This is a genomic window from Phytoactinopolyspora endophytica (assembly GCF_004138495.1).
Classification (GTDB): domain Bacteria; phylum Actinomycetota; class Actinomycetes; order Jiangellales; family Jiangellaceae; genus Phytoactinopolyspora; species Phytoactinopolyspora endophytica.
This window is the reverse complement of sequence record NZ_ML142857.1, coordinates 66,668-85,760: the sequence shown is the minus strand read 5'-3', so window position 1 is coordinate 85,760 and position 19,093 is coordinate 66,668. Positions and strand designations below refer to the sequence as shown.

Here is a 19,093-nt window from a genome sequence, read left to right as displayed (position 1 = left end):
GAATCTCGATTCGCGTGGCCTCGCGGATGTCAGCGGGTCGATCGTCCGGCTGGCGTCTCAGACGCTTCCGAGGCGCCTGCCGGAATTCAGGAACGCAGGCCGACGGAGCTCCTGCCGTCACCCGGGCGCCGGGTGCGGCTCACGCCTTGACTGCATGTCCGAAGTAGGTGACGACTGACTTCTTTCCGGGGGCCAGTGCGAAGTCGACGATCGGCGGGATCTCGTCATCGGTGATTCTGCCGTGGCGACGCGCGAGTACCGCCTTCGCCAATCCGCGTACAGACCTGGGCACGAACGCGCAGATCTCACGGTTGGTCAGGCCCTGACGCGCCAGCGCGTCGCTCATCTCGGCCGGTGTTCGCAGCCGGTCGGCGGAGTAGCGACGGCGCGGCATGAATCGGGTCATCGGCAGCGTCTGGAAGACTCCGAGGTAGGTGATCTTCGCAGGCACGGTGCGATTGACAGTGTCATAGATCAGCAAGCCGCCTGGTGCCAGGGCACGGGAGGCTTCGCTGACGACGCGTTCGAGATCGGATGTGATCTCGAACGTGTCGGCATAGAAGGCGATATCGAACCGCTGGTCGCCCAGTCCGAGGTTCTCCGCGGGTGCGGTCCGATGGTCCACCTCGATGCCGCTGCGCTCTGCCTCTGTGGTGGCGATCGCAGTCGCCGCGGGGGAGGGGTCGATCGCGGTCACCTCGTGTCCCAAGGCGGCGAGGCCATGGGCGAGCAATCCACGCCCGCTGCCGACGACGAGTGTGCGACGACGCTGTGCGAGTCCGAGCGCGGAGATCGTGCGCTCGACGTATTCGAGCCGCACGTGTTGGAACGACGCTGCCCGGACCTGGCGGCCGTCGATCGTGTCTTCCGCGTCGGAGTCCAGTTCGATGTGCAGGGAGGGCATGGGCGCATCACCTTAGTCGGCGTCATCTTCAGTTCCTTGAAGGAACCTATCACTCATGGTTCCTCCAAGGAACTTGGGGTAGCCTCCCAGATGTGATCAGGACTCCATTGGCAGACGTGGCCTGCTCCATCGCACGGTCGGTCGATCTGCTCGGTGACGCCTGGACCGTGCTGATCCTCCGTGACGTCATGGCCGGTGTGACGCGTTTCGATGACATCGCCCGAGATCTGGGGTTGTCGCGGAAGGTGCTCGCGGCCAGGTTGTCCCGGCTGGTCGATGAGGATGTGCTGGCCCGAACCCGCTACCAGGAGCATCCGCCGAGAGAGGACTACCGCCCCACGGAGAAGGGAAAGGACCTCTATCCGGTGCTGCTCGCGCTGGTGAACTGGGGGGACCGGTGGTACGCCGGCTCCAGTGGGGCACCGGTCCGCATTCATCACCTCACGTGTGGGCAGGACACCAGGATGGAGCCTGCGTGCGGACATTGTGGTGAGCGGCTGACGGTGGACAACACCGACCAGCTGCCCGGCCCCGGCGGGAAGGTGGGGCCGGGCACGATGGTCATCGGTCCAGTGATCGCCGCTCGGAGCGCGCGTCTCCGCGACGACACCACGGGCGAGGATGCCACCGGCGACGGTGAGGGTAGCGACGACGCCACGGGTGAGGGTGGTGAGGGCGGGGCGCGAGCGCCCGCGCTCTAGGAGGTGACCTGCGCTGGCACCCCGTCCTGCCGGTCATCCGTGAGTGCAGCGCCGGCTGCGTGCCGTCGGCGTCCACGCCGGAGCGCGGTCATGGCGATCGCGGCCGCAACGAGGCTGGATGTGCCGACCCACAGGGCCGGGGTGAGGCCGTCGGTGAACGCCGCCGGCGTCTCGTAGCCGCCCCGGGTGGCGAAGACCGACGCCAGCACGGCGACGCCGAGGGCGCCGCCGACCTCCCGGAGCGCATTGTTCACGCCGGAGGCGATCCCCTGCTCGTCCGGACTCACCGAACCCATCAACATCGCACTGGCGGGTGCGAAGAACATGGCCATGCCGATGCCGCACAGCACGAGCGCGGGGACCTGGCTGAGGTAGCTCACATCCGGCTCGGCGATCACCGCGAACCAGCCGAGCCCGGCTGCCATCACGAGAAAGCCGGACGTGACGATCGGCCGGCCGCCGATGCGGTCGGAGAGAGCGCCGGCGATGGGCGCGATGACCATAGGCATCGCCGTCCACGGCAGCATGCGCAGTCCGGCCTCCTGGGGCGAGTATCCCTGGATGAACTGGAGGAACTGGGTGAGCAGGAAGATCGAACCGAATGCCCCCAGAAACATCAGCAGTCCTGCGGCATTGATGGCGGTGAACGTGGGGGAGCGGAAGAAGCGCATGGGCAGCATGGGCGCCGGGGTGCGTAGCTCCCAACGGACGAACGCCGCCAGCAGAACCGTGCCGAGGGTGAAGTCGGTGAGCACGGAGCCGGAAGTCCAGCCGTGTTCGTGGGCGCGGACGATGGCGAGCACCACGCCGAAGAGGCCGGAGCTGGCCAGGACGGTGCCGACCAGGTCGAGGCGGTTGTTGGCGCCGTGGCTCTCGGTGAGCCGGGTCAGGGCGAGCGGGACCAAGACGATGCCGAGCGGCACGTTCAGCCAGAAGATCCAGTGCCAGGAGATGTGTTCGGTGATGGTTCCACCGACCAGCGGACCGCTGGCGATGGCGAGACCGTTGACCGCCCCCCAGATCCCGAAGGCCATGCCCCGGCGGGCGGCCGGGACCGCGGCGGATATCAGGGTCAGGCTCAAAGGCATGAGTGCCGCTGCTCCCGCGCCCTGTGCGGCGCGAGCTGCGATGAGTGAGTCGGTGCTGGTGGCGAGGGCTGCCCAGGCGGATGCGGCGGTGAACAGGACGACGCCACCGGCGAAGATCCGCCGTCGGCCGAACCGGTCGCCGAGCGCCGCGGCGAGCAAGAGCAAGCAGGCGAACGGCAGCGTATAGCCGTTCACGACCCACTCCAGATCTGCCAGGCTTCCGTCCAGGTCGTCGCGGATCACCGGCAATGCAGTCGTGACCACGAGGTTGTCGAGGGCGGCCATGAAAGTGGCGGCGCTGGTGAGGATGAGCGTCCAGGCGATGTTGGCGGGAGAACTCGTCGTACGTGATGTCTCTCTGGTGGACACAGCCGCTCCTTAGATAGTGATCGATCAATAACTTCTGCGTGTATGAGGAGTCAGGTGTTCGGCGTGTGGCTCAGGCTTCAGTCAGCGCTGGGCGCGTGTTTACGGCTCAGGTCACAGGCTTTCCAGACGCGGTGATCCGCCGGGAAGCCCATGGCGAGAAGGACGTTGATGAGCATGCCGGTGCCCATGAATTCGTTCGTCTCGTCGTCCCCGCCGAGGCGACGATGCGCCAGGTCCCAGAGGTCCGCCCAGGCGGCGCGGATCTCCGTGGCGAAGTCGGCGTCGCCGGTCTCCTGGGCGTTGGCGGCGGCGACGTACATCTGCATCTGGAACAGCAGCCGGCTGCGGTCGGCGATGAGGTCGGAGTAGGCGCCCGTCATGGCGTCGTGGGCTTCCTTAGGAGGTAGCCCGTCGCTCACCTCCGCGAAACGCTCTCGAATCTCGTCGGTGCAGCGCCGGGCCGCGGCCAGGAACATCGCTCTCTTGTCTGGGAAGAGTCGGAAGAGATACGGCTGTGAGACGCCGACGCGCTGCGCGATCGCGGCCGTGGACGTGCTGGCGTAACCTCCCCTGGCGAACTCTGTGATGGCTGCTTGAACGACGCGTTCACGACGTTCCTCAGCGCTCATCCGCATGCTTTCTTTGGCCACACCAGAAAGTTATTGCTCAATAACTAACTTTGTCAACGCCGTCTAGCTGTCGAGGCTCAGCGAGGGCGGAAGGCGGCGGCGTGGTCGATCGCCCACTGCCGGAACGTTCGCGCGGGTGTGCCGGTGACCTCCTCGACCGTGTAGGTCACCGGCTCCGGGTTGTCGACCATGTTCGCCCACGCGCTCAGCGCCATCTCTACGTAGCCCTCGTCACCCCACTCGGCGAGGAGCTGCATGCGGGCCTCCTCCGGTGACAGTTCCTCCCAGCGCACCTCGCGGCCGATCGCCTCGCCGATGATCCGGACCTGTTCCGCCTGGGTGACGACCTCCGGGCCGGTCAGCGCATAGGCCGCACCGACATGCCGGTCTTCCAGCAAGGCCTTGACCGAGACGGCGGCGATGTCGGCCTCGTGGATGAGCGACCGGCCCGCCTCGCCGTACGGCCACCGGACGACGCCGTCGGTGCGGATCGCCTCCGCCCAGCCGAGGAGGTTGGTGGCGAACCCGCCGGCTCGGATGAAGGTCCACTCCAGGCCCGACCGTTCGATCAGGACCTCGACCTCACCCCAGAAACCGTCGGGCCGGGCGCCGTCGCCTCCGGCCATCGCGGACAGGTACACGATCCTCCGGGCATGCTTGGCGATCGCGTCCACGACGGCTGGCGCGCCGTCGGCCGAGAAGTGCGGCCAGAGCAGGAAGACCGCGTCCACCCCTTCGAACGCCGTGCCGAGTGTGTCCGGTTCGGTCATGTCTCCACGGACAACCTCGACGCCCGCCGGGAACCGTGCCGTGTCGGGGTTGCGGGTCATCACTCGGACGTCGGTGCCGGCGTCCAGCAGCTCGGCGACGACGTGGCGGCCGACGTTGCCGGTCGCGCCGGTGACGAGGATGGTTCCGGACTGAGACATGAGCTTTCTCCATTCATGCGACGGATCACCGGGCCCATCTGGGCCCGCATGACCATGCTCGAACTTAAACATTGGTTTAAGTCAAGTAATGTGGCGGCCATGACATCTCTGAGCCCGGACGCGGACGCATTGACCATTGGCGAACTGGCGGACCGTAGCGGCGTCCCGGCTTCGGCGCTGCGCTTCTATGAACGGCAGGGACTCATCCGCAGCCGCCGGACCTCAGGAAACCAGCGCCGGTACTCGAGGGCGACGCTGCGCCAGGTCGCCTTCATCCGGGCGTCGCAGAATGTCGGCATTCCGCTGTCGGACATCGGGGGCGTGCTTGAGTTCCTCCCGGCGGACACCGCGCCTACTCAGGAGTTCTGGGAGCGGGCGTCGGCGTGCTGGAAGGACATGCTCAACGCTCGGATCAAGCAGATGGAGCGGATGCGGGATCTGTTCACCGAGTGCATCGGCTGCGGCTGTCTTTCCTTCGACCAGTGCGCGCTCATCAACCCAGGTGACAAGCTGGGCAAACAGGGGCCGGGTCCACGTCGGCTGATCCCGGGCTAGTGTCCTTGCCGCTGGGCTCGCAGCCACTCAGTCGCCGGAGAATTCGCCCGCGGCGTCGCGCCCATCGGCGTCCGGCGCGAGCGCGCGATCCCAGAGGCCGGGGTATTCGGTCACGATGCCGTCAGTATCGACCTCGAGGTCGGCAGTGAATGTGCCGGACTGGTAGCGATAGATGGCTCCCGCCTCCGTTGCCAGCCGGGTGTAGCGCTGATCGGATGTGGCGACCGTGAGCGTCGGCTCGAACTGAATGTAGACGGCACGGAGATCGGCGGACTCTCCGGGCTTGAGCTGGAGACGGCGGATCGGCAGCGTGTTGGTGAACGGCGTGAGGGCGATGTCCACGTCGATGCATCCGGCCAAGTCGGCTCGGACCGTGCCGTCCGACTCGTGCCAGCGGCCGTCGTCGTGCCGAGTCAGCGTCGTCGTCGGGCCGCGATGGAGGCCGATGGCCAGCCGCCGGGTGCGCCATGCATCGTCGCAGGTGATCTCGTATGACACGCGCAACGGCGTCTTATCCAGCACGGCGATGATCATCCCGTGGGCGGTCACTTCCGTGCCCTCGCTGCGCACGTGCAGATGTTCGCAACCCGGCCACCGGGTCGGAGTCCATACGATCTCCCGGTTCATGGTCTGCCTCCTCGATGGGATGGTGATTGTAACCGATTAACGCAATTGCCAGTTAACAGCATGCGTCGAAGCTACGCAACCGATAAAATAATTCGGTGGTTAACATGTTGACTGGCCAGGAAGCGCCGGGGTCGCTGGAGGACGTGCGCACGTTGCTCAACAGCTGGCTGATCCCCAATGACACGCGGGTCGCTGAGGACCGTTTCGAGTCATATGCCGAGCGGTGTGAACTTCCCGAGCGCCAGCATGATGTCGTCCGACGGCTACGCGATGATCTCCGCAGCGTCGTGGAAGGCCCGGACACGGCCGACGCCGGCCTCAACGCCTGGGTCGACCGATTGGACGTGCGTCCGAGCGTCGAGGAGGGCCGTCTCGGGTTCCGGCATCAGGCCGGCCCCGCGGGCGAGCTACTGGTCACCGTCCTGACCGCGATCGCATCGGGCCAGTGGTCCAGGCTCAAGGCATGCCCGGACTGCCGCTGGGCCTTTTACGATCACACCCGCAACGGCAGCAAGCGATGGTGCCTGATGACGGCCGGTGGCCCGGATGGGCGCTCGTGCGGCAGCATCGCCAAGGTGCGCGCATATCGCGACCGTACCCAGGGCGGCTGACGGGAACGCGGGGGCGCTGGAGCCGCCGCTCTGGCGCCGCGAGCCGCGTCATAGCCGGCAATGGGCCACGGGTGCGGGATCAGGACAGGAGGTTGACCGTGGCCTCGCCTGGGAGATTCTGTACGGAAGAACCGACACGGAGTGTGAACACGCCGGGTTCGAAGCGCCACCCGCCGTCCCAGTGGGCGAACGCCCGTGCCGGGAAGGGAATCGTCACCCGCGCCGTCTGGCCCGGCTCTGCCCATACCGGCGCGTGGCCGACGAGCCACCTCACCGGCCGGTCCACCGACGACGAGGCGCGCTCGGCGTAGACCTGCACGATGTGCTTGCCCGCGCGCCGCCCCGTGTTGGTGAGAGTGGCGGATACCGTGACCGTGCCGTCAGGATCGACCGTCGTGTCCGCGGAAACCCGCGACAGCTCCCAGTTGGTGTAGCCGAGGCCGTGACCGAACGGGTACGCGGGCTTGGCGCCGGTGCGTAGCCACGCGCGGTAGCCGACGTGGATGCCCTCGTCATACCGGACCACGCCGTCCACCGGCGTGACGTCCAGCACGGGAACGTCGTCGAGCGTGCCCGGCCAGGTGGTGGGCAGACGGCCACCCGGCTCGGCCCGGCCGGAGAGGATGTCCGCCAGGGCGTGTCCGAACTCCTGACCACCGAAGTAGGAGACGAGGATGGCCGCGACCTCATCCCGCCACGGCATCAAGACCGGGGAGCCGGAGTTGACGATGACCACAGTGCGAGGGTTGGCGGCGGTGACCGCCCGCACCAAGTCGTCCTGGCGCCCGGGCAGGTCGAGGGAGCCGCGGTCGTATCCCTCGGACTCGACTTTGTCATTGGTGCCGACCACCACGACAGCGACATCCGCGGCCCGTGCGGCACCGGAGGCCGCCGCGATCAGCTGTGCAGGGTCGGCGACGTGGGGCTCGATGCCCAGCGTGAACGCGAGCGAGCGGGCCAACGCCCCGGGCCGGTCGGCGAGTTCGTACTCGGCCCGGATCTCGATCGGCACGCCTTCGGTGACGGCGATCTCCGCCGACATCGACGGCGGCGAGAGCAGCTGCGACGCGAGGTCGTCACTGTCCGGCTCGAGCGTACCGTCGAGCACACACTCGCCGTCGACGACGATCCGCGCAGTACCGACGGCGGCGAACCCCAGCCTGATGGTGCCGGTCGTCTCGGGCGCGTACCAGGTGGACAGCTCCAACCGGGCGGACTCGGCGATCGGCGCGGTGCCGCCGAACCACACCAAGGCCGTGGAACGACGGTCCTCGACCGCGATCTCGATACCGGAGCCGTCGAGGAAGCGGGCGCGCAGGCCGGGCTTCGAGGTGGCCGGGTTCGTCAGCCGATCGATCGGAAGTTCGGCGACACCTTCCTGCACGATCGCCCCGACCGAGTAGGTGACCTCCGCGTCCGGGAAAGCCGCGCGGACCCCTTCGAGCGGCGAGACGGTCCGGGCCGGGATGACGGTGGCACTGCCGCCGCCCTGAGTGCGGGCGAACTTGGCGTTGTGGCCGATCACCGCGATTCTGGAGACGTCGCCGGGGGACCAGGGCAGCTCGCCCTCGTTGCGGACGAGAACGGAGCCCGCCGTGGCGGCCTCTCGGGCGAAGGCGACGCCATCCTCGGCGTACCTGTGCCCGGACGGTGCCACCTTTCCCGGATCCGTCCCCGATGCGGATGGTTCGAGGGCGGTGCGCCGCCGGTCGAATCCGTCGAGAGCGCCGACCCGGGCGGCGAGGCGCAGCAGCCGGTGGACCTTGCGGTCGACGGTCAGCTCGTCGATCTCGTCGTGGTGGACCGCCGAGACGAGCGCGTCTCCCCAGGGCCCCTTCGGTCCCGGCATCACCAGATCCTGCGCGTACCGGGCGCTCTCCAGCGACCGGACGGCCGTCCAATCGCTGACCACGACACCGTCGAACCCCCACTCGTCCTTCAACGGAGTGGAGAGCAGCGTGCTCTCGGTGAGGGTCGGGCCGTTGACCGCGTTGTACGCGCTCATCACCAGCCAGGCGCGGGCCTGCGCGACGGCCTTCTCGAAGGCGAACAAGTACACCTCGCGCAGGGTGCGCTCGTCGACCTCGACATTGACCGTGAACCGGTCCGTCTCGAAGTCGTTGCAGACGTAGTGCTTGAGCGTCGCGGCGACCCCGTTCTCCTGTAGACCGGTCACGTACGCGGCGGCGAGGTCGGCGGTGAGCAGCGGATCCTCGCTGAACGCCTCGAAGTGGCGGCCACCCAGCGGGGAGCGATGCAGGTTGATCGTGGGCCCGAGAACGACGTCGACGCCTTTTCGTCGTGCTTCCGTCGCACAGACAGCGCCGTAACGACGGGCGATCTCAAGATCCCACGACGAGGAGAGCGCCGTGGCGGAGGGTAGGTTCAGTGACGGATCCCGCTCGTCCCAGGTTTCACCGCGGACACCGCTGGGACCGTCCGACATGAGGATGTGCCGAAGGCCGATCTTCTCGATCGGTGTCGTGGACCAGAGATCGCGACCGGTCAGCAGCTCGACTTTCTCCTCCAGCGTGAGCTGGTCGACGAGGAGACTCAGCTGCTGATCCTCATGATGGGTCATATCATCCTCCGGATCGCACGGATCTCAGCCCCGGGCGGCCGAAGAGGCCTGTGGAGTCCCGTCGTCCGAGCTTCAGTGGCAGGCGAAGGGGCGCTAGCGGCACCGGTCCATGTACCAGCAGCTTATCGCGTAGGAGCGAACGGCAGCCGCTTTTTCGTGGTCATGTGACACACACGACGGCTCGTGCGCGATGGGCCCAGGCCCGACGTTCACACCGGATGCCAGCCGTCTTCCTCCGTGGGCGGCTCCGAACCGCCCGGCGACTCGATCTCCGGCTCGTCATCGATGCGGCCGGGCACCACGTCATCCGGAGCTTCCGGATCTGCCCGGCCTGGCGCCCATTCATCGTGCGGGTCCTCGCCGGCATCGGCCGAAACGGGATGGGAGCCGTGGCTGTCATCCATGTGATCAGCGTCCCCGAAGTCCGGAGCGGAGACCATGACCAATTCCCGTCAATTTTGGTCGGCACTGTTCTGATCGGGCAGGTCGGCCTCGCGGAGCCGGTGCGCGATGGCGGCCCGGGAACGCACGTCGAGCTTGCGTAACGCGGCGGTGATGTGACGAATCACGGTGTTCACAGAGATGTACAGCTCCGCCGCGATCTCCCGGTTGGATCGGCCGAGCGCGGCCAGCCGGGCTACCTCCCGCTCCCGCGGCGACAGCTCGGAGCCGTAGCCTCGACGCCCGCCCCGGTACCGGGCGGGTACGGAGAGACCGTGCCGACGGGCGGCCTGGGTGACACGCCCAGCGTCCCAGTCCGCACCCAGCTCGCGATAGGTGGACAGCGCCGACAACAGCACCCGGTACGGCTGGGCCGGGTATCCGGCCGCGGGTCCGGCTTCTCCTTCGGGGTCGTCGTCAGCGGATCCCGCGTTGTGATGCTCTCCCGGCAGCGCGAGCATCGACATCGCCGCCAGCTCGCGGGCCTGCGCCGCCTCGTACCCGGATGGCAGCGGTTCGTACAGCATCGCAGCCGCGGCGAAGTGCCCGGCGGCTTGCTCGGCGTGGCCATCCGCCATCCGAAGGTAGCCGCGGGCGTGCTCCAATGCCGGCGGAGCAAGCGGCGCGTCCAGGTCCGCCACCTTCTCGGTGTAGTGGTCGAGCAGTGATCGCGCCTGCGCCGTCGCTCCGCCGGTCACCATCGCATTGGTGATGTAGGGCAGCGTCCGGGCCGCGGGTGCCAGGACCCCTTTGGACTCGACTGCGCGCAGGAACCGGTCGGCGAGATCCATCGCATACTCGGTGTCGCCCCGCGCCGTGGCCATCCGCAGCGATGCCGTCGTGGGGATCGGCAGTAGGTCGACGGCCCCGAGCTCGTCGATGACCTCGGTCAGGGCGGTGAGCGAGTCGTGTGCGGCATCGAGCTCACCCTGGGCGAGCTGCAAGCACGCGGCCACCGCCTCCGCGTTGATGCGTGCGCGTGGGTGGCCGGCGAGCTCGTCGATCAGTTCCGCGGCCTCGTCTGCCAGCCCGTCCCACGTGCCCCGGAGATATCGCAGCAGGACCTTGCCGGATCGCAGGCTGCGCTCCAACCGCATCTCGACGCGCTCCCCGTCTGCCGCGTCGAGTCCGGCGGTCAGCATCCGGTCTGCCGCCTCGTGGTGCCCGGAGTAGCTGGCCTCGCTGCCCATCGACCAATAGGCATTGATCTCCCGACGCTGCCGGGGCGCACCGCCGGTCTGCTTCTCGACCCGCCGAGCCTGGGACCGCCAGGCGGGGTCACCCATCGGGATCTGCACCATGGCGACCTTGCCGAGGAGGAAGACTTGGAAGACCGGGTCGTCGATCTCCGGTATGACGGTGAGCGCCCGCTTCAGCCATTCCTGGTGCTCCTCGGGGGCCCGGTCTCCGGTCATCGGGATGCCGAGGACGACCATGGCCCAGGCCTTCATGTCCGGCCTATGGTCAAGGTCCTCGATCGCCGTGACGATGAGCCGGTGAGCGCGGACAAGGTCTACGCCTGCGTCGTGCAGGATGGTGCCGAGCAGGAACCTCAGCTCGCCCCGGATCGGAGCGGGCAGATCCTCTTCGAGGATGTCGCTGAGCAGGTCGACGACGTCCTGGGCGCGCAGCGCCTCGACGGCGGCCTGCCCGAGCTTGACCGCCAGCCGACCTCGGCGGTCGGACGCCATCGGGGCGTGCCGCAGCACATCCTCCAGGATTCTGGCCGCTTCGGCATCGTTGCTCAGCGTGATGGCTTGGTCGGCAGCGCGTTCGCCGGCTGTCACCCATTCCTCCAGCCGTCCCGCATACCGCAGGTGATGCGCCACCTGTCCTAGTGCTACGGGCTCGGCCGCTTGCAACGCGGTGGCCGCCCGCCCGTGTAGCAGGCGTCGTCGATGTGCCGGGATGTTCTCGTAGACCGCCTGGGCGGACAGCGGATGGCGGAACCCGACGACGTCGTCATGCTCGGTCAGCAACCCCGACGTGAGCACTTCCTCGATGCCGACCCAGACCGCATCCTCTGTGGACAGCGCCGTCTCGACCAGTAACGGCGACGGTACCGGCACCTGAAGCACGGCTGCGGCCTCGATCGCGGGGCCGGCCTCGCTCCCGAGCTGCGCGACGCGTTCCAGCACAGAGTCGCGGATCTTCGTCGGGACATCGAGCTCATCCAGGGCGCGGCGTGCCCAGCCGCCACCGCGGCGCACTAGGGTGCCGCGTGCCCGCAGCAGGGCGAGGAGCTCCTCAATGGCGAACGGAACCCCCGACGTGCGCTCCCTCAGGTACGCTGCGAACTCGTCGGAGACGCGGTCGAGGTCCATGATCGAGGCGGCTAGCGCGCCGGTCTGTTCGACGTCCAGCGGGGCCAGCGCGATGTCCGTGCGACGCACAGCAGGCGGTGGGGTCGCCACCAGCGCGCGGACACCAGGGTCCACGTCGTCGTGCCGGAAGGTGAGCACCAGCGCAAGCTCGGGTGGGGCCTCGGCGAGGAGGTATCCGACGAAGTCGGCGGTCTGTTGATCGGCCCAGTGCAGGTCTTCCAGGACCAGGATGGCCGGCCCCAGCGAGCGGAGGACCTCCACGATGCCGCGGAAGACGCGATGCCGCTCCGCGACCCGATCGCCCAACGGTTCCGGAGCTGGGGGAAGCGCTTCTTCGAGCTCAGGAAGTAACGGCCGCAGCGCCCCGGTCACGGCCGACAGCGGAATATCCGCGAGATCGTCTTGCAGGTCACGCAACGCCTCGATCACCGGCCCGAGGGGGAACGACTCCCGGATGCGGTGACACGGCCCCACGAGCACCCGGCAATGCGCGACCTGCGGCTGCGCGGTCAGGTCGGAGATCAGCCGCGTCTTGCCGATCCCGGCCTCGCCGTCCACGATCACCAGAGCCGGCGGTTCGGCGACCGCTGCCACGGCACGACGAAGCTCCTCAGCACGCCCCACCAGTGCGGGGGAGACCAGTCCTAAGCCGTCAGTCATACCGCCACGCGGCCCACTCTTCCGGGTCCGCGCCGGTCGCGGACCGTATTCACCCACGAGCCTGCTTCGCTGCACGCGCTCTTCAGGGCCTGTCCGGGAGCTTACCGTAGGGATCGCCTACGGCCTGTCAGGCGTGGCCTTCCGCCGGATGGCCAGGCGCCGGGGCTTTGCGCTGACTTAGGGCACGTCAAGAACACGTTCGAGGGGCGTCAGTGGCGAGAAGCGGTCGCTGAGTTCGTCACCGTCATCCATCTCTGACAGCGCGAGACCCCGCCCACCAGACGTCCGTACTGGCTGCGGGGTCCACTTCGTCGGGCTATTGCCGTCGGCACATATGGATTAGCACGGTTGCGGGGTCCGCAGCATGTGACGCGAGATCGCCGTCCGTGTCCTGGCCGATGGTTCGTAGGTGGTGCTGGCGCCTACGCGGCCAGTGCGTTGACCAGTTGGTCGAGTTCGTCCTCGGTGTTGTAGTAGTGCACGGATGCGCGGACCGCGCGGGGAAGGGCGTTCCGGTCGTAGAGCTCGGTGCCGTGCGTGATGCTGACGTTGATGCCACTGCTGCGAAGGGCGTCACGGATCTCAGCTGGTTCCCTGCCGTCGACCGTGAACGTGGTGATACCGCACTTCTCCGCTCCGCGGTCGCGGACTGTGACGCCGGGTGTGGCCGCGAGCCGCTCCCGCAGCCTGTCCGCGAGGTGCACCACCCGCCGCTCGATCGCCTCCATCCCGAGCGCCGCGGCGTAGTCGATGGCGACGCCCAGGCCGATCTGCCCGGCGACATACCGTTCGAAGGTCTCGAAACGGCGGGCATCGCCGCGGACCTGATAGGTGTCCGGCGAGGTCCAGGTCGCGGACTCCAGGTCGAGCACTGGTGGTTCCAGATCGCCGACGACGTCGCGGCGCACGTACAGGAAGCCGGTGCCGCGCGGGCCGCGGAGGAATTTGCGCCCCGTGGAGGAGAGCATGTCGCAGCCGATCTCGCCGACGTCGACAGTGAGCTGTCCCACCGACTGGCAGGCGTCGAGCAGGAACAGCACGCCGGCGTTGCGGCAGAGCCGGCCGATCTCGCGCGCAGGGTTGACCAATCCGTTGTGCGTGGGCACGTGGTTGACGGCCACGAGCCGGACACCGCCCCGGTCGAGCTCGGCGGCGAGTGCGTCGACCGCCAGCTGGCCATGTTCGTCGTCGGGCAGCACGTCGACCCGGACACCATGGCGGTGGGCGACCTGCTGGAACGCGATGCCGTTGCTCGAGTACTCGCTCGTGGTGGTGAGGATCCGGTCCCCTCGCTGAAACGGGATCGAATAGAAGGCCAGGTCCCAGGCCCGGGTAGCGTTCTCGACGTAGGCGATCTCATCCGGCTTGGCGCCGATGAGAGAGGCCACGGCCGGGTAGAACCGCTGGATGTCCGCTTCGGCCCGCTCGTAGGCCTCATAACCGCCGATGGTGGCCTCCAGCTGGAGGTGCTTCGTCACGGCGTCGACGACCGGTTGCGGCGGCAGCGCGGAGCCCGCGTTGTTCAGATGGATCACATGCCCGCATCCGGGCGTCGCTGAACGGACCTTCTCTACGTCGATCATCGTCGCGTCGCATCCACCTTCCACGTCTGGACGTGCTCCCGTGCCGTAGCCTACGTGCCCGCGCAGTGCCGCGTTCGGGGGTGGGCGTGTTCCGGCAGAGTGCGACATACCGTCATTGAACGGTCATCGACGGTCCACCTGGGCTTGATCGGATAAGGGCGATCGCGCCGTCCCAGGAGGTCCTCCCGTGTCCGACGTTCCCTACGTTTCCAGCCCGTTCGCCCGGCGAAGGCTGCTGCTTTCAGCCCTGGCCGCTCCCGCGGCCGTCGCGGCCCCCAGCCTGCTGTCGTCGGTCACCTCCGGTGAGCAGACAGCACACGCGGCGCCGGTCATGCCATCCGATCCGGCTGCGTTCGATCCGGAAAGCCCGCGCTTCTCCATCGCCGTGATGCCCGACACCCAGTACCTGTTCGACGAGGACCGGTCCGATCCCGAACCGATCGCCGAAACGTTCCGTTACCTGGCGGAACAGCGTGGCCTGGCCAACGTCGCCTTCATGACGCATCTCGGCGACATCACCGAGCACGGGACCGCCGAGGAGATCGAGCTGGCCGACCAGACCTTCACCGCTCTCGACGGAGTGGTGCCGTTCAGCGTGCTGGCCGGGAACCACGACGTGTCCTCCGACGATCAGCGCGGGGACACCGCGTACCTGCAGGCCTTCGGTCCGCAGCGGTTCAGTGACAGCGAGACGTTCGGGGGAGCGTCGCCGGACGGCTACAACAGTTACCACGTCATCCATGCCGCCGGACGCGACTGGCTGGTGCTGGCGATCGACTGGCGTATCTCCGACGGCGGCCTCGCCTGGGCGCAGGGGGTCATCGACGAGCATTCCAGGCTGCCGGCGATCCTGACGACCCATGACCTCGCGCACGCCGATGCCGACGGCGAGGCGTCCCTCTCGTCCCACGGGCAGCGGTTGTGGGACGGGCTGATCCGCGGCAACGATCAGATCTTCCTGGCGCTCGGCGGACACTACTGGCCGCCCGGGCGGACGGTGCTGACCAACGACGCGGGCAACGACGTGCACGTGCACATCACCAACTACCAGGACCGTTACTACGGCGGGGCGGGAATGATCCGCCTGTACCAGTTCGACCTGGTGCGCAACACGATCGACGTGGAGACGTTCGCGCCGTGGTTCCTCACCCGGGATGCCGCTGACCGGCCGCCGCTCGGGGCCGAGGTGATCGAGCTCACCGACGACGTCGACCGGTTCAGCCTGGCGCTGGACGCCGAGGCGCGGTTCGCCGGCTTCGCACCGGTCGACCCGCCGTCGTCGTTGCCGCCGCGCCGGGTCACCCGAGCCGACACGGTCGCGTACTGGCGTTTCGACGCCGCCGGTCTCCGCCGGGCACCACGCGACGGTGCCGCCGTCGCCGACGGCCTGGTGGCCCGGGACCTCACCCGGAACGGGAACGACCTGGTGGTGCGCCGGCTGCATGACAGCGGTGAAGGCGTGCTCACGCATTCGTCGGACCACCACCGCGACTCGCCGGCGCATGCCAGCCTCCGCTTCGACGGCGGGAAGGGCCCTGATCGCGGCGCCATCCTGGAAGCGGTCGCCGATGCTCCGGTGAACAGCGAGACGTTCCTCGACGGCTACACGATCGAAGCGTTCGTCAAACTGCCGGAGCCGTTCGAGGGCGACCACGCCTGGATGGGCATCCTGAGCTGGCAGGGGAGAGCGGGCGATGCGGGCAAGACCGCGGGCTACTCGCGGGACGAGTCGGTGTGCAGCCTGAACGTGTCACCGGAGCGGTTCCTCCAGTTCGTTCTGTACCCGCACGTGCAGGACGCCTCGCCGACATCGTGGAGTCACACCATCCCCACCGGCCGCTGGTTCCACGTCGCCGTGGTGAACGACGGCGAGCGGGGTGTCGTATGGGTGGACGGGTCACCGATCGCGCGGAATCCGGCGCAGCCGGCGCACGGCATCGCCACGCTGGGCAAGCCGTTCACGCTTGGCGCCACTGGCTCGGATGACGGCTCGGGCCAGCGGTTCGGCCAGGGCTTCTACGGCTGGATCGGTGATGTCCGGATCAGTAACGCCGCGCTGGACCCGTCCGACTTCCTCACCTCCCGCTAGTGCCCGTGCTGCAATTCGTGTCGGATGCTGCAATTCGTGTCGTGACAGGACCCGATTCGGGCTCATCGCGGTACAGAAACTGTCATCCGACACGGATTGCAGCATCAGCGGGCGCCGCGGCGGTCGGTCACGCGCTCACCGAGCGGGGGCGACAAGCTTGTCGACCTGAGCCGCGGACAGCGCGTGGTCGATCACCATCACGGCTGCACCGATGATGCCGTCGTTGTCATCGGTCTCCGCTTGGACGATGCGCAGGTGCTGGGTGGCCAGCGGAAGGGATCGGCGATAGACCACCTCCCGCACGCCGGCTATCAGATGGTCGCCGGCTTGAGCGAGCGACCCGCCGATGACGACGACCGACGGGTTGAACAGGCTCACCGCTGCTGCGAGAACATCGCCGAGGTCGCGGCCTGCCTGCCGGATCAACCGGAGCGCCTCCACTGACCCCTGCCGGGCCAAGGCCACCACGTCGCGGCTGGTATTCGCGTCTATGCCCTGTTCCCGCAGCTGGGCGGCGATGGCGGCTCCGCTGGCCACGGCTTCGAGGCATCCGGTGTTACCGCAGCGGCACGGCACATCGGAGCCGCGCGGCAGCTGGACGTGGCCTAGGTCGCCGGCCGCACCCTGCGCTCCCCGATGGAGCCGATGGTCGCTGATCAGACCGCAACCGATGCCGGTGGCGACCTTGATGAACATCAGGTGCGGTGCGTTCCTCCAGTGGATGAAGTGCTCGCCCAAGGCCATGATGTTCACGTCGTTGTCGGCCAGGGTGATGGTCCCGAAACGCTCCTGCAGGTAGCCCTGGACATCGAAGCCGTCCCAACCCGGCATGATCGGCGGGTTGACCGGACGTCCGGTGGAGTGCTCGACAGGCCCCGGAAGCCCCACTCCGACGCCGAGCAGCTCGTCGATGGTGCGGCCGGCCTCGGCGACAAGACCACGCCCGGCTGTCTCGACCCAGCCGAGGACCTCCTCCGGTCCCGCGTCGACGGCGATGTTCTCCCGAGCCTCGGCCAGGATGCTCCCGGCAAGGTCGGTGACGGCCACCCGCACGTGTGTCGCGCCGATGTCGGCGGCCAGGACTATGCGGGCCGCCGGGTTGAAGGCGAACCGGGTCGGTGGCCGGCCGCCGGTCGAGGTGCCTTTGTCCGCCGGCCCGATGAGCTTGCTGGTCAGCAGCGCATCTACTCGCTGCGTGATGGTTGAACGGGCCAGGCCGGTCTCGGCAGCGAGATCGGCTCGCGTGCGGTACCGACCATCGCGAAGGATCTGGAACAGGACACCGGCGCCGTAGTGTGACGCTCCGTTGATGGCGACGGACGGCGTCTTCTGCGCGCTGCCGCCCACGTCTTCGCTCATGTGCTCAGTCAAACACAGCCGCCTTCGGTACGTACTAAATTCAGAAAATCGTAACAAATGAGCAACTTTTGGTTGACGTAGATACAAAAGTGGCCCTAGCGTCACGCCATGAGTGTGGCGTCGATCACAGGGATCACGGACACGAGGGGGCGGCCGGTGCTCGATATGCGAGGCATCGACAAATCTTTCCTCGGCGTGCAGGTACTGCACGGCATCGACCTGGACGTGCGGCCCGGCGAGGTGCACGCGCTGGTCGGAGAGAACGGCGCCGGCAAGTCGACGTTGATGAAGATCCTGGCCGGCGTGTACCAGGCGGATGCCGGGCGGATCGAGCTCGATGGGCGCGACGTGGCGTTCGAACACCCGCTACAGGCGCAGCACGCGGGCGTGTCGACGGTCTTTCAGGAGTTCAACCTGCTGCCGGATCGCACGATCGCGGAGAACGTTTTCCTGGGGCGCGAACCGCGCCGCCGTGGACTGGTCGACGCGGCTCAGATGAACGCTCACACCGCGGAGTTACTGCGGGACCTGGGCCTGGACTGGCTGGTGCCGCGGAGCCCGGTGCGGTCGTTGTCCGTCGCTGGACAGCAGATCGTGGAGATCGTCAAGGCGATCTCGCATGACGCCCGGATCATCTCGATGGACGAGCCGACCGCCGCGCTCTCCGACGAGGAGGTCGAGCTCCTGTACGGCCTGATCCAGCGGTTGCGGCAGCGCGGCGTGGCGATCCTCTACGTCTCCCACCGGCTCAAGGAGATCTTCGACCTCTCCGACCGGGTGACGATCCTCAAGGACGGAGCCCTGGTCGACACAGTGGACACGGCCACGATCTCCCCCGACGAGCTGGTCCGCAAGATGGTGGGCCGGCCGATCACGAGCTTCTATCCCGACAAGCTTCCCGGGACGGTAACCGGGGACGTCCGGCTGCGGGTGACCGGCGGCGGCAATGATCAGCTCGATGGCATCGACCTCGAGTTGCGGGCTGGAGAGATCGCCGCGCTGGCCGGCCTTCAGGGCAGTGGCCGCACCGAGGTGGCGCACGCGCTGTTCGGCGTCGAACGGTTCACGCGCGGCCAGATCCGGCTGGGCGACGGCCGGCCGGTGCGGATCACCTCGCCTCGACGAGCTGTGCGTGCAGGGCTCGCCCTGGTCACCGAAGACCGCAAGGCTCAAGGGCTGGCACTGAACCAGTCCGTGATAGCGAACGCCCGATTGGTGCTGGACGCGGTGACCCCTCGTCAGGCCGCCCAGCGAGCGGGGAACGTCCCCGGCATCCTCTCCTCGCTGGATCTGGTCGCACGCGGCTATGACCAGGAGGTGCGTTTCCTCTCCGGAGGCAACCAGCAGAAGGTGGTGCTGGCGAAATGGCTGGCGACCGAGCCGGAGGTGATTGTTCTGGACGAGCCCACCCGCGGCATCGACGTCGGCGCGAAAGAACGTGTCTACACCCTCATGCGGGAGCTGGCCGCTCAGGGCGTGGCGATCCTGATGATCTCCTCGGAACTTCCCGAGGTGATCGGCATGGCCGACCGGATCGTCGTGCTCTCCGACGGCCGGATCGCCGGTGAGCTGCCTCATGGCGCGACCGAAGAGCAGGTGATGGCACTGGCCACTGGTCACGACGTCGACGGGGTGGGGTCGTG

Annotated in this window: 15 protein-coding genes; 5 read left to right on the top strand and 10 right to left on the bottom strand. The window is 67.9% G+C overall.

Annotated elements, in window-relative coordinates:
* Positions 1-139 precede the first annotated feature (139 nt).
* A complete protein-coding gene (locus tag ELR45_RS18205; RefSeq protein ID WP_129667660.1) occupies positions 140-904 on the bottom strand; it encodes a class I SAM-dependent methyltransferase in 765 nt (254 codons plus the stop codon).
* 92 nt (positions 905-996) lie between these two features.
* Here ELR45_RS18205 and ELR45_RS18200 point away from each other — a divergent pair, with 92 nt between their 5' ends.
* On the top strand, positions 997-1,605 hold the full coding sequence (locus tag ELR45_RS18200; RefSeq protein ID WP_129667659.1) for a winged helix-turn-helix transcriptional regulator: 609 nt from the start codon (positions 997-999) through the stop codon (positions 1,603-1,605).
* Here ELR45_RS18200 and ELR45_RS18195 read toward each other — a convergent pair.
* From ELR45_RS18195 to ELR45_RS18185, 3 genes are all read right to left on the bottom strand, one after another.
* Positions 1,602-3,062: a DHA2 family efflux MFS transporter permease subunit gene (locus ELR45_RS18195; RefSeq protein WP_205856822.1), complete on the bottom strand. Its 1,461-nt coding sequence runs from the start codon at positions 3,060-3,062 to the stop codon at positions 1,602-1,604. The two genes, ELR45_RS18200 and ELR45_RS18195, sit on opposite strands and share 4 nt — an antisense overlap.
* Positions 3,063-3,139: 77 nt before the next feature.
* Positions 3,140-3,691 (bottom strand): TetR/AcrR family transcriptional regulator, encoded by a 552-nt coding sequence (locus ELR45_RS18190; protein WP_129667790.1) that lies wholly within the window; start codon positions 3,689-3,691, stop codon positions 3,140-3,142.
* A gap of 77 nt (positions 3,692-3,768) precedes the next feature.
* Positions 3,769-4,620, bottom strand: coding sequence for an NAD(P)H-binding protein (locus ELR45_RS18185; protein WP_129667658.1), 852 nt, complete (start codon positions 4,618-4,620; stop codon positions 3,769-3,771).
* Between the two features lie 99 nt (positions 4,621-4,719).
* Between ELR45_RS18185 and soxR the strand changes: the two genes are divergently transcribed.
* The gene (soxR, locus tag ELR45_RS18180) at positions 4,720-5,175 is read left to right on the top strand and encodes a redox-sensitive transcriptional activator SoxR (RefSeq protein ID WP_129667657.1); all 456 of its coding nucleotides are present in this window, start codon (positions 4,720-4,722) and stop codon (positions 5,173-5,175) included.
* A gap of 27 nt (positions 5,176-5,202) precedes the next feature.
* Here the strand turns inward: soxR and ELR45_RS18175 are convergent, their stop codons facing one another.
* Positions 5,203-5,802 carry a putative glycolipid-binding domain-containing protein gene (locus ELR45_RS18175; RefSeq protein ID WP_129667656.1) on the bottom strand — a complete coding sequence of 200 codons (600 nt, stop codon included), beginning with the start codon at positions 5,800-5,802 and terminating at the stop codon, positions 5,203-5,205.
* A gap of 104 nt (positions 5,803-5,906) precedes the next feature.
* On the opposite strand from ELR45_RS18175, the gene ELR45_RS18170 reads away from it, so the two are divergent.
* Entirely contained in the window at positions 5,907-6,413 is a 507-nt protein-coding gene (locus tag ELR45_RS18170; protein ID WP_129667789.1) for a CGNR zinc finger domain-containing protein, read from the top strand.
* Between the two features lie 79 nt (positions 6,414-6,492).
* On the opposite strand, the gene ELR45_RS18165 is transcribed toward ELR45_RS18170, so the two are convergent.
* From ELR45_RS18165 to ELR45_RS18150, 4 genes are all read right to left on the bottom strand, one after another.
* Positions 6,493-8,994 (bottom strand): beta-glucosidase family protein, encoded by a 2,502-nt coding sequence (locus ELR45_RS18165; RefSeq protein ID WP_129667655.1) that lies wholly within the window; start codon positions 8,992-8,994, stop codon positions 6,493-6,495.
* A gap of 209 nt (positions 8,995-9,203) precedes the next feature.
* Entirely contained in the window at positions 9,204-9,398 is a 195-nt protein-coding gene (locus ELR45_RS18160; protein WP_129667654.1) for a hypothetical protein, read from the bottom strand.
* A 48-nt stretch (positions 9,399-9,446) separates the two neighbouring features.
* A complete protein-coding gene (locus ELR45_RS18155; RefSeq protein ID WP_129667653.1) occupies positions 9,447-12,419 on the bottom strand; it encodes a helix-turn-helix transcriptional regulator in 2,973 nt (990 codons plus the stop codon).
* Positions 12,420-12,841: 422 nt separating this feature from the next.
* The gene (locus ELR45_RS18150; RefSeq protein WP_129667652.1) at positions 12,842-14,002 is read right to left on the bottom strand and encodes an aminotransferase class V-fold PLP-dependent enzyme; all 1,161 of its coding nucleotides are present in this window, start codon (positions 14,000-14,002) and stop codon (positions 12,842-12,844) included.
* A gap of 187 nt (positions 14,003-14,189) precedes the next feature.
* Between ELR45_RS18150 and ELR45_RS18145 the strand changes: the two genes are divergently transcribed.
* Complete coding sequence (locus tag ELR45_RS18145) at positions 14,190-16,091, top strand: LamG-like jellyroll fold domain-containing protein (protein ID WP_129667651.1); 1,902 nt, start codon at positions 14,190-14,192, stop codon at positions 16,089-16,091.
* Between the two features lie 135 nt (positions 16,092-16,226).
* Here ELR45_RS18145 and ELR45_RS18140 read toward each other — a convergent pair whose 3' ends face one another.
* Complete coding sequence (locus tag ELR45_RS18140) at positions 16,227-17,450, bottom strand: ROK family protein (RefSeq protein WP_129667650.1); 1,224 nt, start codon at positions 17,448-17,450, stop codon at positions 16,227-16,229.
* A gap of 108 nt (positions 17,451-17,558) precedes the next feature.
* Here ELR45_RS18140 and ELR45_RS18135 point away from each other — a divergent pair.
* The coding region (locus tag ELR45_RS18135) for a sugar ABC transporter ATP-binding protein (RefSeq protein WP_165367888.1) at positions 17,559-19,093 on the top strand (1,535 nt) is incomplete at its 3' end.